This is a genomic window from Janthinobacterium sp. GW822-FHT07H10 (assembly GCF_058798675.1).
Genome location: NZ_JBXAKS010000002.1, coordinates 92,658 through 107,238, shown reverse-complemented (window position 1 = coordinate 107,238; position 14,581 = coordinate 92,658). Strand labels below are relative to the sequence as shown.

Sequence of the window (14,581 nt, the reverse complement as noted above, 5' to 3'; positions counted from 1 at the left end):
CAGCAGGCCGGCCTGGAAAGCGCTCCCCCCAGCCGTGCCTGCATGCATGTTGCTCCGGCACTCAGGCGTGCCCCTGCCCTCCCAGGTAGGCCGCGATCACCTTCGGATCCGTCTTTAAGCTCTCGGCCGGGCCATGCACGGAGATGCTGCCGTTTTCCAGCACATAACCGTAATCGGCCACGTTCAGGGCGGCGGCGGCGAATTGCTCGACCAGCAACATGGTCACGCCTTCCGCTTTCAGGCGCGTGATGATGCGGAAGACTTCCTCCACCAGGATGGGCGCCAGGCCCATCGATGGTTCGTCGAGCAGGATCACTTCCGGATTCAGCATTACGGCGCGGGCCATGGCCAGCATCTGCTGCTCGCCGCCCGACAGCGTCCCGGCCAGCTGGTCGCGCCGCTCCTTCAGGCGCGGAAACAATTCCATGGCCTTGTCCAGGTCGCCCTTGATGTCGCCTTTCGGGCGCGCCCGCGTGAAACGGGGAAACGCCCCCAGCAGCAGGTTGTCCGTCACCGACATCGAGGCGAAGACCCTGCGCCCTTCCGGCGAATGGGCCAGCCCGGCGCGGGCGATGCGGTGCGAATCGAGGCCCGTGACGTCCTTGCCGCCCAGGGTCACGCTGCCCGACCTCGGTTTGAGCATGCCGGAAATGGCGCGCATGGTGGTGGTCTTGCCGGCCCCGTTCGACCCGATCAGGGTCACCAGCTTGCCTTTGGGCACGTCGAGCGAAATGCCGTGCAAGACTTCGACTTTGCCGTAGGCGGCGTGCAGATTATGAATGGTCAGCATGGTCTTCCTCTCAGTGCGCCACAGGGGCCAGGGTTTCAGCGCTGCCGCCCAGGTAGGCTTCGATCACTTTCGGATCGCTCTGCACGGCACTCGGCACGCCTTCCGCGATCTTCTGGCCGAAGTCGAGCACCGTCACCACGTCCGACAGCGCCATCACCACGTCCATGTGATGCTCGATCAGGATGATGGTGATGCCATGTTCGCGGATCTTGCGGATGATGGCCATCAACTCCTTGATGTCGGGCGCCGTCAGGCCCGCCGCCGGCTCGTCCAGTAGCAGCAGGCGCGGGTTCAGGCCCAGCGCGCGGCCGATTTCCAGCAGCCGCTGCTTGCCATACGGCAAGTTGCGCGCCTCTTCATTGGCCAGGTCGGCCAGGCCGACGAATTCGAGGATGCTGGCGGCCCGCTCGCGCGCGGCCTTCTCTTCGCGCCGGTAACGCGGCGTGTGCAGCATCACGTCCAGCACGTTCGACTGGAAGGTGTTGTGCAAGCCCACCAGCACGTTTTCCGTCGCCGTCATCTCGCCGAACAGCTGCACGTTCTGGAAGGTGCGCGCCACGCCGCCGAGCGCGATTTCCGATGGCGTGCGGCCCGAGATCACCACGCCGGCAAATTCCACCTTGCCCGCCGTCGGCTTGTAGATGCCCGTCAGCACGTTCATCATCGTGCTCTTGCCCGAGCCGTTAGGCCCGATCAAGCCATGCACGGAACCTTGCGTCACGCTCAGGTCCACCTGGTTCAGCGCTTTCAGGCCGCCAAACTGCATCAGCGCCTGCTCCACGCGCAGCAGGGTGGCGCCTTGGGCGCCGCCTTCGGCATGGTGGAACGGGGCCACGCCGTGCGAAGCGACGGCTTCCACATGGCGCCGCCCCTTGCCGACAAAGCTCATCAGGAAGCCCACGATGCCGTCCTGCAGGTAGTACACGACAAACAGGGTCATCAGGCCGAAGATGGTCAGGCGCCAGTCGACCATGTTGTCGAGCTTGTAGGAAAACGCGGCCAGGCCGATGGTGGCGACCAGCGGCACGATCACGCCGCGCACGGTCGAACGCTTTTTCGCCACCATGAACGCCGAGCCGATCACGCCCAGCACGGCGGCGGCCACGGCGATCTTGCGGAACAGTTCGATGTCCGACAGCAAGCTCGGCAGCATGACGACGATCAGGGCGCCAATCAGGGCGCCCGAGCGCGTCTTGCGCCCGCCCATGATGACGGCCAGCAAGAACAGGATCGTCAGCTCGAAGTTGTAGGTATTCGGCGAGATATACTCTTCCGAATACGCATACAGGCTGCCGGCCAGGCCCGCGAAGCCGGCGCTGATGACGAAGGCGTACACCTTGTAGCGGTAGACGGACACGCCCATGCAGTCGGAGGCGATGGGGCTGTCGCGCAGCGCCTCGAAGGCCCGCCCCAGGTTCGACTTCAGGATGCGGTGCACGACGACCAGCGAAATGACCATCAGCGCGGCCACCATGTAGTAGTACTCCACTTCCGTCAATTTATGGCCGAACATGACGGGCTTGTGGATCTTGATGCCCATCGGGCCTTCCGTCAGGAAGCTCATTTCATTGATCAGGATTTGCACGATGGTGCCGAACGCCAGGGTCACCATGGCCAGGTAGGGGCCCGTCACGCGCAGGGCCGGCAAGGCCAGGATGGCGCCGAACGCGGCCGCACCGACGATGCTGGCGGGAATGGCCAGCCAGAACGGCAGGCCCAGCTTGAACACCAGCACGCCCGTGGCATACGAGCCGATGCCGAACAGGCCCGCATGGCCCAGCGACACCTGCCCCGTGTAGCCGACGACGATATCGAGGCCGAACAGCAGGATGGCGTAGATCAAAATGGTCTCGGCCAGGTGGATGTAATAGGGATTCGGAATGACGATGGGAAACAGCGCCAGCACGGCCAGTCCTGCCGCGCTCAACGCCAGCATGGTGATTTTCTTGTTCATGGCATCCTCAGACTTTCTTGATCGCGGCTTTGCCGAACAGGCCGGACGGCTTGATGGCCAGCACCAGCAGCAACAGCAGCAGGCCAGGCACTTCCTTGTAGCCGGTGGAAATGTAATAGCCTGTGGTGGTTTCCGCGATACCCAGGATCAGGCCGCCCACGATGGCGCCCACTCCCGACGTCAGGCCGCCGATGATGGCCACGGCGAATGCCTTCAGGCCCAGCGAAGCGCCCATGGTGGCGCCCGTCAGTGTCAGCGGCGCCACCAGCACGCCCGCAAACGCGGCCGTGGCCGACGACAGCGCATACGAAAACGTGATGACCATGCCCGTATTGATGCCCATCAGCCCGGCCGCGTCGCGGTCGTTCGCCGTGGCCACCACGGCCTTGCCATAGATCGACTTGCGGTTGAATACCTCGACGGCCAGCATGATGGCCAGCGCGCCGATGATGACGGCCACCTGCATCTGCTGCACGTTGGCGCCGAAGACCTGGAACGGCGCGGCCGACAGCGGCGAGGGGAACATCAGGTCATCCTTGCCCCAGATGTTTTCCGCCACGTTCTTGAAGATGATGGCCAGCGCGATGGTCGACATGATCCAGCCGAATTCGGACTTGATCTTGATGGCGGGCCGTACACCGATCCACTCGACGAACACGCCCTGCAGAGCGCCGAAGGCGATGACGATGGGAATCATCAGCAGGTAGCTCATGTAGGGGCCGCCGTGGATGCTGCCCACCAGCGACAGGCCCACCAGCGCGCCCAGCATCAGCGATTCGCCCTGGCCGAAATTGAGCGTGCCAGAGGTGGCAAAGGTCAGCTGGTAGCCGAAGGCGATGACGGCATAGATCATGCCCAGCGCGACGCCGCTGAAGACAAGCTGCAGGAAGATTTCCATGGTATTCCCCGAAAGACGAACGATACAAAAATGGCCAGCCTTGAATCCTCAAGCTGGCCATTCCACGGCGATGGATGAACTATCCGCCCGTTACTTGGCGAGGACCACTTTGCCATCCTTGACTTCGCCAAACACCGTCAGCTCCGCCGTGATCGCTTCGTGGTTGGTCTTGCTGAACGGCTTGCTGTAGGTGGTGACGGCGCCTTCCACTTTTTCGTTCAGGTTTTCCAGCGCCGCGCGCACTTTCGGGCCGTCCGTGCCTCCGGCTTGCGTGATGGCCGCGGCCAGCAGGTAAATCGAGTCATAGCCTTGCGCGGCGGACACGGCCGACGGCATGCGGCCGCCCGATGGCTTGTAAGCGGCGACATAGCCGTCGATGAAGGCCTTGCGCTTCGGCGTGGTAGGGTCCTGGATGAAGGTTTGCGGCATGCGCGTGCCATTGCCGTTCTTGCCCGCGTTGTCGATGAAGTTGCCCATGGCCAGGGTCCAGCTGCCGATCAGCGGCACTTTCCAGCCCAGTTTTTCCATGCCGTTGGCGATCTGCGCCAGTTCCGGGCCGATGCCATAGGTCAGCACCACTTCCGCGCCCGCCTGCTTCGCTTTCAGCAACTGGGCCGTCATGTCGACGTCCTTGATATTGTATTTTTCAATGGCGACAGGCTTGATGCCTTTCGCGTCGAGCGCTTTTTCCAGGTCAGCGCGGCCCAGCTGGCCATAGTTGGTGGAATCGGCCAGGATCGCCACTTTCTTGAACTTGCGGCGGTCGACGGCTTCCTCGACGATCATGTGCGACTGGATCTGGTCGTTGGCGGCATTGCGGAAGATGTAGTTTTCAGGCTGGTCGGCAAACTGCTTGGTAACGATGGAACCCGTTGCCACGTTGTTAATCACGGGAATCTTGGCTTCCTGGTAGAAACGCTGGGAAGCGAGGGCCACGCCCGTATTGATGTAGCCGACAGTGGCGGCGACCTTTTCCTTGTTGATCAGTTCCTGGGCAATCTGCACGCCGCGCTCGTTCTTCGCTTCATCGTCGCGCTCGATCAGCAGCAGCGAACGGCCCAGTACGCCGCCCTTGGCATTGATTTCGGCGACCGCCAGCTTCACGCCGTCGCGCATCGACACGCCCATCGGCGCGGAACCGCCCGTGAACGGACCGGACACGCCGATCTTGATGGGGTCGGCTGCGACAGCCATTTGCGAGAAACCCAAAACCAAACTTGCCACGAGCAACTTCTGTTTGAAATTCATTTGTCATCTCCTGTGATACAACGTTTTTAATGCCACTTATTTTTATAGTCGTACGCTGGATAACCGCCCCATCGATAAATCATTGTAGGTTAGTAAACATGCTCCAGCAACAACTACATATGACGCGTCGCAGCATGTGTAAAACAGCCAATTGCTTGTCTGCTGTCAGACTTCTGTAAGGAAAATATGACGCAAATTGGCGCACTCTGCGCCATCGGGCAACACGTTTGTGGCAAAACGCGACAGCCGGGACGGGTGCTGGCAGCGATTCTTCCGTGCACTGATCTGGCGCAATGCTGCCACTGTCCAGCATGCTAAGGTCGGCCATGCCAGCGCTCAAGCGCGGCCCCGTCCAGCCACTCCTACCGCATGGAGGCAATATGCAGCGCCCGTCGAAACCATCCCTTTCCACCGCGCTGCGCCCGCCTGCCGCGGCCTTGCTGGCGAGTCTGCTGGCCAGCCTGCTGCTGGGCGGCTGCGCGAGCAAGCTGGCGCCCGTGCGCACGTTCGCCGAACAGACGCAAAAGATGTCGGTGCACTTCGAACCGATGCTCGCTGGCAGCGTCAACAGCTGCACGGACAAGGCCATGCGCAAGCGCCTGATCATGGCCGAGCGCTTCGATGCGCAGGCGAGCGAACAGGCCGCGCGCGCCGATTGCGCGGCCATCGCGCAGGCCAGCCTGTCGATCGCCGGCCTCAATGACGTGCTGCTGCGCTACGCGCACACGCTGGCGGCGCTGGCCGACGAGAAGCTGCCCGTCTACCAGGAGGAATTTGCGGGGCTGGGCGACGCGCTGGGCGGCCTCGCCCAGCCCGGTGCCGGCGCTCCCCTGCTGGACGCGGACAAGCTGGAAAAAGTCGTGAAGCTGAGCGAACTGCTGAGCCGCCTGGCCACGCAGCGCCTGCAAAAGTCGGCCTTGCGCGAACTGCTCGAGCAGCAGGACGCCGTGAATATCGTCAGCGATGCGCTGAAGGACTATGCGCAGCGCAGCTACCGCGCCGGGCTGCAGGATGAATTGCGCGACCTGGCCCTGCTGCGCGGCGCCGTCGATGGCGCCGCCGCGCGCGAACCGCTGGCCGCCAACTACATCCGCACCCGCCTGCACCAGGAAGGCAAGCAACTGCAGGAAAGGGAAAAGATCGTCGTCGCCTATGTGCGCGCCGTCGAGTCGCTGCAAGCGAGCGTAGCCGCGCTGCGCGCGCATATCGACCGCCTGCAGGAACCGGAGCTGGAAACGCAGCTGGCGCAGTTTGCGCGCCACGTCGACGCCCTGCAGCGGCAAGCCGTTTTCTACGCCCCCGTCCGCTGGTAAGCGGCGCGTCCACTGGAGAATCCCATGGCCCAACTGACCGAACTGACGAAGGACGAATCGTTCGCCATCGCCGACAGCCTGGCGCAGGCATCGAGCCTGGTGCTGGAATTGCGCATCCGCGCCCGCCCGGCGCTGTCGGCGGAGCAACGCGCGCTGCTGGAACAATACGAGCACCACCTGGACCAGATGGTGTCGCTGTTCCGCGCCTTCGGCATCGCGCTGATCGCCGAGGGTGCCGAGCAGGCGCGCGGCGACATCGACGCCGCCATCGCCAAAGGCAAGGCGCAGCTCAAGCGCATCGCCGACGTCAAGGCCGCCATCCACGCCGCGGCCAGGCTGGTCGACCTGGGCGCGGCCATCCTGTCGCGTGACCCGTTCGCCATCGGCAAGGCGGCGGCCGCCTTGCGCGCCAAGCCGAAGAAGGACGAGGCGGCCTGACCCGGCCAGCAGGCAAGCGGCTTACTCGATGCTGAGCACGCCCTGATCGGAACTCAGGTGCGTGCCCGGCCCTGGCACCACCTCGACCAGGCTGCGGGCGAACGCGCCGGCCGCCGGCGCCGACGTCAGCGCATAATGGACGCCAGGCTTCAAGCCCGTGGCCAGGATGGCGCCGGCCGCCAGCGGCGAAGTCCAGTCCATGCGGGCAGCGGGCGTCACGTCGCGGTTGAACAGCACGTGCAGCTGACTGCCCAGCAACAGCGCCTCGGTGTTGGCCGCGGCCGCCAGGCGCCGCGTATCGGGCGGCTGGGCCGTGCCGCTGGCGCCATCGTTGTCGGCAACAAACAGCGTGTGCAGGAAATACTCGGGCGCATTGGCCGCCGGTGCCGTTGCCGAGGTGACTTCCAGGCGCCAAACACCCACATCCTCATTCGTGGTTTTTTGCTCGCTCGTCTGCGGCGCATGGTTGAACCACAGATCGCTGCCATCGGCCTGGCGGCGGCGCACCATGAAGCGGCAATCGCCGCTGCTGGCCCATTGTTCGTTCGCCTTGACCGGGCTCATCTGCCGACACACGGTGCCGTCATGATCGAGGCCGCCGACCTTGTGCACGACGGCATTTTCCGGCAGCACGGTTTGCACGATCAGCATGCCCTCGCCGTTGCGCACGGTGGCGATGCGCCGCTGTCCCGCACTGTAGCCGAGCTTGTAGTGCCCATCGCCGAGATTGCTCGTATTGGCCGTATTGGCCGCCGGGTCATGCGCCGTATGCAGCAAAAAGGTGGCTGGCAAGCCACGCTTGCTGCGCACGCTGTCGAAGACCACCGTCACGGGCTTGGGCCAGAACGCCGGCTGGCGCAGAAACAGGACTTGGCGCACGAAACCGTTATTCCGGTCCAGCCTGGTCGCCGAATAGGCCTTGCTGGCATTGCCGCTGGTATAGGTATATTCCGGCGTATTTTCATAGCGCACGATGCCATCGAGCGCATTCACGCCGCCAGGCTGGATCTCGTCGATTGTCGGATAGTTCTGTTGCCGCGCCTGCAGCCACTGCCCGCCATCGCGGCTCAGGCCGCTCACGCCGTTCATGAGCAGCTCCGTCGCATCGTCCACCGTATCGTAGACCGTGATCGTGTTATGCGCTACGCTGCGCGTGTAGTAATTCCACCAGTGCACGCTTTCATAGCTGTCATACAAGCCCGTATCGAGCAGCAAGGGCGCCTTGTAATACAGCGAAAAGCTGTTCTGGTCCGCGTGCTGGTGATTCTGCGCCGCGAACGACGATGATTTGAAGTCCAGCACGGTGGCCTGCGCATAATCCCAGCTGTCGCGCATCAGCACCTGGCCCGAGACCCTGAAATGGCGCGCCAGCGGCAGGCCTGGTATCGGCGCAGGCACCACCGGGGTTGGCCAGAACAGGCGCTCCAGGATCTCGTCGCCACCGCCGCGACGCGTCGCGACCTGCTCGCGATAGAAGGACCAGGCGACGCCATCGCCGCCAACGCTGGCCACGCCACGCGCCAATTGCCCGAGCAGTGGATTGCCTACGGGGAAATCATAGTTGTCGCCGCTGGAAGGGAACAGGCCGTCGCTGCGCAAGCCGTAGATATAGGGATACAGCAACTGATCCTGCCAGTCCGCCTGCAACAGCGGCGTGCCGTCGCCATTGTCGAGCGCCGTGCGCCACAACAGCAAGCGCTCAGGGATGCTCGACACGCCATACGCAAAGCCCATCTGGTGGCCGCCATCGGCGGAAATGGTGGCGCGCGCGGCCATGAAACCCTTGTCGAAATGCGCATATGCCGTGTCGATCATCGGCACGACTTCGGGGTGCTCCTCGGCGATGGCCAGCAAGCCCAGCGCCATGTTCGTCACGGCACTGAAGGCGTGGCCGCTGACATAGTAATTGGCAATCGAGGGCGTCGCGCCGCGGTTCCAGTGTTCGTACACGGGTTTCTGCTCGCAATCGAAGACCGTGCTCGTGTCGCGCAAATGCTGCCCGCTGCCGCACATGGACGCCACCAGGTGATCATGTGCCGGCAGCGTATTTTCCGCCGCTATCGTCTCCTTGATTCTCTGCGCCAGCATGTTCCGGTACGGCCCCGTGCCGAGCGCGGCGGGCACATTCACGCTGCCCATCAAGTCATATAGCCAGTCATACATCAGCCCCATGGCGGCCACCCTGCCCCCCATCGACCATTCATTGCCGGCGGGAAGTGGGCTCGCCAGCAGCATGTCCGCGTACGTCAGCAGGCCCTGCCGGTACTTGTCCTTTTCCGTCAGCAGCCATGCCATGGACAGCAATTGCGCGCTTTCATAGATCGTCCCGCGATGCCCGGTGGCCACCTTGCACGATTTCGGAAAAGCGGCCGACGTGGGCGCGATCGTGGCGCAGCTATGGATTTCCGCCAGGCGCCTGTCTGCCGCATAAACAAATGCGTTCCAGGCGGTATTGAGACCCACATCCCGGGTGGGATAGCCGATCAATGCCGTGCCCTGCCCGTCGCGCAGGACGAAATCCTGCATGTCTTCCTTGTACCGGCCGCCGAGGCTGAATATCTGCGCATCCGCCTGCCACTCGACGGGCACGCCCAGGGCCGTATTCCAGATGGTGGGAATGGCGACATCGTTCACCGTCAGCCCGACCCGGTGCGCCTGGCTATCCCATGAAAATTTCATCCTGGACAGCACGCCTGGCGTCAAGTTGACCTGCGTGCTCGAGGCATACACGCCATTCTTCAGCAATGCGAACTGGACACCCACCGTCCCCTTGCTTCCCGCCACGGCCGGCACATCCCATCCATCCACATGGCGTATCAGAATCGTATTGCCAACACTGACGTGCTGGCCGAAAATGTTCTGATTCACCCCGTCGCGGCTATCCTTGTGCTGTGCCAGCAACTGAAAACTGATGCTGCCCCTGGTGGCGGGGAAACGCGCGGCGGGGTAATAAGGCAGTTGTGTCTTGAGAAGATCAAAGCCGGCCTGGCTGACAAACAGCTTCGGATGGCCCGTCTTGACGGGCGCGGGCAGTTGCGCCATCGCGGCAGACGCCGCCATCGCCAGCACGCCCAGGCCCGCATGCAGCCATCGTTTGCCTGGCCGACGCGCGGGAACCTGACAACCGGATTGCCTTGCCATTGCTTGCATTGCCATGCGTTTCCTCTATTTTCATCATGAAGTTATCAAAAAAATACTTCCCGCATACTGCCACGACTCTTTTGAAAACAACAATAACTGAGCGCCAACAGTGAAAAATAGAGAAGAAAATATAAGCAATGGCCTTATTTAATGGAATAAATATATCTTGAGAAAAATAAGCAATGCTCGGCTCACATCATCAAGGTTCGGCGGCCCGGTGCCCCATCGCATGCGTCGCCATTTTCAGGTACAGGTTCGCCAGCTCTTCGCTGTGCGCATAGCCCATCCTGCCTTCGCCCACGGCGACGGATTTTTGCTGCAACGCTTCCGGGTATTCGAGCTCGCAGGCGGCATCGAGCCAAAAGCGCGCCTTGTCCTCGTCGCTGTCCAGCAGCATGTTCGCCACGATGAACATGGCCGGCGCCACCTGGCGCTGCGCGGCCAGTTGCAGCCAGTGCAAGGCGGCGCCGCTGTCCTGCGCGCCGCCCATGCCGTTCTTCAGCATCAGGCCCAGATAATATGCGGCCGCGCCGCTGCCCTGCCCCGCCGCCTGCCGGAACAGCGCACGCGCGGCCGGCTGCGATGCTGCGCCAGCGCGCATCAGCGCCTTCGCCTGCACCACTTGCGCGGCGGGATCGGCGCCGGCCTGCGCCAGCGGCGACGCCAGGGGGGAAGCCAGGGCGGCCGCCAGCAGCCAAGCCGTCAGCTTCATTTCGACAGGTCGAGCTGGTACAGCGCAAAGCCCTTGCCCGCGCCATCGTCGGCCTTCAGCTGCGTGACGTTGGCGATGCCGGCCGCCTTGGCCAGTTCGATGACGTTCGGCGCCGAGTGGAAGACCACGGGGCCTTTCGTGGCGGCCCTGGCAAAGGTCCAGCTGCGCGCCGAGCCGTTTTTCGCGCGCGTCAGGTGTTTTTCCTGCGTGACGTAGGCGATCAGCAGTTCGCGGTTGTTGTCGGGCGAGGCCACCACCGTCTTGCTGCCATCGAGGCCGGGGAAATTGCCGCCGCCGCTGGCGCGGTAATTATTCGTCGCGATGAGGAATTCCTGGCTGGAGTCCACCGGCTTGCCCTGGTACGTCAGGCCCTGGATGCGACGCCCTGGCGGCTGCGTGATGTCGATCTGGTAGCGCACGTCGGCGCCGGTGATGGCGTCGAAGTTGTAGCTCGGGTGGGCCGTGTTGACCAGTTCCTGCGGCTCGGTCTTGTTGACATCGATGGTATTGAAGCGCCGCGCCGACTGTTCCAGCCAGGCCTTCAGTTCCGCGCCATTCATCTTCACGCCGTACAGCGCGTTCGGGTACAGGTACAGGTCGGCCGCGTTATTCAGCGCCACGTTGCCCGCCTTGACGTCCGTGTAATCGGATACGCCGGCCGAGCCGCTCTTGAACGGCGACGACATCGACAGCACGGGCAAGTGCGCATACTGCGGCAGGTTGGCCTTCACGTAGGCGGCCAGGTAGCCCGATTGCGCCTGGTTCACCACTTCGATGGCGCTGACGTCGCCCACGTCGGCGAAATACGTCGACATGCGGAAGTCGGTGGCGCCCACGGGCGTCTGCACGTAGGCGATGGTCGCCGCGTGCTCTTCCGCCACCAGCCTGGCGATGGCCGCATCGGGCGCCACATAGCTCTTGTCCGCGTTCTGGATGCCGCGTGCTTCCACCGTGGTCTGCGCCTTGTCGACGACCCACTGCCGGCCGTCGTGGCGCAGGCGCAAGCCGATCACGCCCAGGTGCTTGCCCCACAGATTGGCCATCACGGTGGGCACGCCGTTGACCGTGCCTTTGACCTTGTCGACGCCGGGCAAATTGAACTGCGGCACGGTGCTCGTGGCGTTCGGGAACAGCTGGTGCGAATGGCCGATCAGCATGGCGTCCACGCCCGGCACTTGCGACAGGTAGTAATTGCCGTTTTCCATGGTCGGCGAATACGGGCTGTCATCGAGGCCGCCGTGCGAGATGGCCACCACCAGCTCGGCGCCCCTGGCGCGCATCTCGGGGATGAATTTTTCCGCCGTCTCGCGCACGCCCTGCGTGTAGACGCGCCCTTCCAGCCAGCGCTTGTCCCACGCCATGATGGTCGGCGGCGCAAAGCTGATGATGCCCACCTTGACCGTGCTCGTGACGGGCTGGCCATCGGGGCCGGTGGCCGTGATCTGCTTGGCGATGATGTGATACGGCGCGAACAGCGGCTTGCCGCTCTTGACGCTGTAGACGTTGGCCAGCACTTGCGGGAATTGCGGGCCGGCGCAGCGCGGCTTGGCCGCATCGACGCTGTCGACGTCGAACTGGTTGCCCGTCACCTGGCTCAGGAACGCCAGGCCGTAGTTGAATTCATGGTTGCCGATGCCGCCGCCGTCCACTTTCAGCAAATTCATGGCCTTGTAGATGGCCAGCGTCTGGTCGCAGGCCAGCGGTTTCACCAGCGCCTGGTAGTCGGCCAGCGCCGTGCCCTGGATGGTGTCGCCGTTGTCGAGCAAGAGCGTGTTCGGGAATTCGGCGCGCGCCTGCGCGATCAGGGCCGCCGTGCGTTCCAGGCCGATCGACGGCTCCGCCTGCAGCTTGTAATAGTCATAACTGAGCACGTTCGCGTGCAAATCCGTCGTCTCCAGCAGGGCCAGGGTGGCGCTGCTGCCGGCCGGCGCGGCCGATGGCGCGTGGACAGGGCTGTTGGCGGCGGGCGGCAAGGCGCCGCAGCCGGCCAGCAGCAGCGGTAACAGGGCGAGACGGGGGAACTGGCGCAGGGGGTGGCACATGAGAATTCCTGTGGAAAGACAATATCGCCAGCATCATACGCAGCACGGCAGCGGCCATCAAGGCATAAAACAGCCGTGACGCTGGGTAGAACATTGTCGTAAATGCAGCAAATTAGTGCTTTTATTGCTGCGCGCGCCACCGATTCGGCGCCAGCGGCATCGGAAACGGCCCGCGCTCGCGTATAATTCAGGGTTTGATTTCACCATAGAAGACCAGAACATTATGGAAGCCGAACGCATCAATCTCATCTCCGCCCTGCTCTCCGACCTCACGGTCCGCGAAGCCGAACTTCGGAGGTATCTTTGACTTCACTGTCAAGTCGGAGAAACTAGAGCAAGTCAACGAAGAACTGGAAGATCCTACCGTCTGGAACGATCCCAAGCGCGCCCAGGACCTCGGCAAGGAGAAGAAGGCGCTGGAAGCCATCGTCTTCACGCTGACCAAGGCCGACGCCGACCTGCGCGACACGAAGGACCTGTTCGACATGGCCCGTGAAGAGGGCGACGAAGAGACGCTGGAAGCGATCGAGCAAGACGTGCAGGAAATCCGCAAGGTCATCGAAAGCATGGAATTCCGCCGGATGTTCAACAATCCGATGGATCCGAACAACTGCTTCATCGACATCCAGGCCGGCGCCGGCGGTACGGAAGCCCAGGACTGGGCCTCGATGCTGCTGCGCCAGTACCTGCGCTATTGCGAACGCAAGGGCTTCAAGGTCGAGATCCTCGAGCAGTCCGACGGCGAGGTGGCCGGCATCAAGACGGCCACGCTGAAGGTCGAGGGCGACCACGCCTACGGCTTCCTGCGCACGGAAACGGGCGTGCACCGCCTGGTGCGCAAGTCGCCATTCGACTCGGCCAACGGCCGCCATACCTCGTTTACGTCGCTGTTCGTGTATCCGGAGGTCGACGATTCGATCGAGATCGACGTCAACCCGGCTGATATCCGCGTCGACACCTACCGCGCGTCGGGCGCCGGTGGTCAGCACATCAATAAAACCGACTCCGCCGTCCGCATGACCCACGCGCCGACCGGCATCGTGGTGCAGTGCCAGAACGACCGTTCGCAGCACCGCAACCGCGCCGAAGCGATGGAAATGCTGAAAGCCAAGCTGTACGAGCACGAACTGCGCAAGCGCATGAGCGAGCAGCAAAAGCTGGAAGACTCGAAGACGGACGTGGGCTGGGGTCACCAGATCCGCTCCTACGTGCTGGACCAGTCGCGCATCAAGGATTTGCGCACCGGTTTCGAGACGGGCAATACCAAGGGCGTGCTCGATGGCGACATCGACGACTTCATCTCCGCCTCGCTGAAACAGGGCGTGTAAGGATGAACGCCTCCGCTCCGGCAGTGGCGCAGCGTGCCTTCCTGTTCGACATGGATGGCACGATCGTCGACAACATGGCCTTCCACACGCAATCGTGGCTGGCGTTCTTCGAACGCCAGGGCCATGCGCTGGACGCGGACGCCTTCTTCCGCGACACGGCAGGACGGCAGGGACACGAAATCATCGCCAAATACCTGGGCGAGGATGCCGACCATGTCACCCTGCTGGCCGAAAAGGAAGTCGTCTACCGCGAGCTGTATGGCCCGCACCTGGCCACGGTGGCCGGTTTCGACCAGCTGATCGCCAGCGCGCGCCAGGCCGGCGTCGGGCTGGTGGTGGGCACGGCGGCGCCGAACGAGAATATCGCGTTCACGCTCGACGGCCTGGACCTGCGCCACCGCTTCGACGCCATCGTCGGCGCCGCCGACGTGGAACGGGGCAAGCCGCATCCGGACGTTTTCCTGAAAGGCGCGCAGCTGGCCGGCGCGCTGCCGCAGCACTGCATCGTCTTCGAAGACGCGCCCCTGGGCGTGGAAGCGGCGCGCCGCGCCGGCATGCGGGTCGTGGTCCTGACCACCACCCTGCCGGCCGAAGCGTTTGCCGCATTCGACAACATCATCTGCATCGCGCAGGACTTCAGCCAACTCGATGTCGAGGCGCTGTTCGCCAGCCAGCCGGCAGCGTTTGCCGCCGGCACGCCAACGACATAACCATCAA

At 63.4% G+C, this 14,581-nt stretch carries 11 protein-coding genes; 4 read left to right on the top strand and 7 right to left on the bottom strand.

The features are described from left to right. Positions 1–61 precede the first annotated feature (61 nt). The 4 genes from AC1RDJ_RS04555 to AC1RDJ_RS04540 form a co-directional block, all read right to left on the bottom strand. Complete coding sequence (locus tag AC1RDJ_RS04555) at positions 62–790, bottom strand: ABC transporter ATP-binding protein (protein ID WP_071323241.1); 729 nt, start codon at positions 788–790, stop codon at positions 62–64. A 10-nt stretch (positions 791–800) separates the two neighbouring features. Continuing rightward, complete coding sequence (locus tag AC1RDJ_RS04550; protein WP_493026616.1) at positions 801–2,744, bottom strand: branched-chain amino acid ABC transporter ATP-binding protein/permease; 1,944 nt, start codon at positions 2,742–2,744, stop codon at positions 801–803. Between the two features lie 7 nt (positions 2,745–2,751). Beyond that, positions 2,752–3,642, bottom strand: coding sequence for a branched-chain amino acid ABC transporter permease (locus AC1RDJ_RS04545; RefSeq protein ID WP_071323239.1), 891 nt, complete (start codon positions 3,640–3,642; stop codon positions 2,752–2,754). A gap of 90 nt (positions 3,643–3,732) precedes the next feature. After that, complete coding sequence (locus AC1RDJ_RS04540) at positions 3,733–4,890, bottom strand: ABC transporter substrate-binding protein (protein ID WP_071323238.1); 1,158 nt, start codon at positions 4,888–4,890, stop codon at positions 3,733–3,735. A gap of 380 nt (positions 4,891–5,270) precedes the next feature. Here AC1RDJ_RS04540 and AC1RDJ_RS04535 point away from each other — a divergent pair, with 380 nt between their 5' ends. Together AC1RDJ_RS04535 and AC1RDJ_RS04530 are read left to right on the top strand one after the other, a co-directional pair. Beyond that, positions 5,271–6,203, top strand: a complete 933-nt coding sequence (locus AC1RDJ_RS04535; RefSeq protein ID WP_493026615.1) for a hypothetical protein — start codon at positions 5,271–5,273, stop codon at positions 6,201–6,203. A gap of 24 nt (positions 6,204–6,227) precedes the next feature. After that, entirely contained in the window at positions 6,228–6,641 is a 414-nt protein-coding gene (locus AC1RDJ_RS04530) for a hypothetical protein (protein ID WP_493026614.1), read from the top strand. Between the two features lie 21 nt (positions 6,642–6,662). On the opposite strand, the gene AC1RDJ_RS04525 is transcribed toward AC1RDJ_RS04530, so the two are convergent. The 3 genes from AC1RDJ_RS04525 to AC1RDJ_RS04515 all read right to left on the bottom strand — a co-directional run bounded on the left by AC1RDJ_RS04525 (position 6,663) and on the right by AC1RDJ_RS04515 (position 12,536). Next, the gene (locus AC1RDJ_RS04525; protein ID WP_493026613.1) at positions 6,663–9,701 is read right to left on the bottom strand and encodes a heparinase II/III domain-containing protein; all 3,039 of its coding nucleotides are present in this window, start codon (positions 9,699–9,701) and stop codon (positions 6,663–6,665) included. 280 nt (positions 9,702–9,981) lie between these two features. Beyond that, positions 9,982–10,494, bottom strand: coding sequence for an SEL1-like repeat protein (locus AC1RDJ_RS04520; protein ID WP_071323234.1), 513 nt, complete (start codon positions 10,492–10,494; stop codon positions 9,982–9,984). Continuing rightward, the gene (locus AC1RDJ_RS04515; protein ID WP_493026612.1) at positions 10,491–12,536 is read right to left on the bottom strand and encodes a bifunctional 2',3'-cyclic-nucleotide 2'-phosphodiesterase/3'-nucleotidase; all 2,046 of its coding nucleotides are present in this window, start codon (positions 12,534–12,536) and stop codon (positions 10,491–10,493) included. The genes AC1RDJ_RS04520 and AC1RDJ_RS04515 overlap by 4 nt, the downstream gene beginning before the upstream one ends. A 223-nt stretch (positions 12,537–12,759) precedes the next feature. On the opposite strand from AC1RDJ_RS04515, the gene prfB reads away from it, so the two are divergent. Further along, positions 12,760–13,864 (top strand): peptide chain release factor 2 gene (gene prfB, locus AC1RDJ_RS04510; RefSeq protein ID WP_156894760.1). Its coding sequence is split into 2 segments (ribosomal slippage): positions 12,760–12,840 and positions 12,842–13,864, totalling 1,104 coding nucleotides; the frame shifts between segments, so codons are not numbered across the junction. Between the two features lie 2 nt (positions 13,865–13,866). Beyond that, positions 13,867–14,574 carry an HAD family hydrolase gene (locus AC1RDJ_RS04505; RefSeq protein WP_493026611.1) on the top strand — a complete coding sequence of 236 codons (708 nt, stop codon included), beginning with the start codon at positions 13,867–13,869 and terminating at the stop codon, positions 14,572–14,574. The last annotated feature ends 7 nt before the right edge of the window (positions 14,575–14,581 follow it).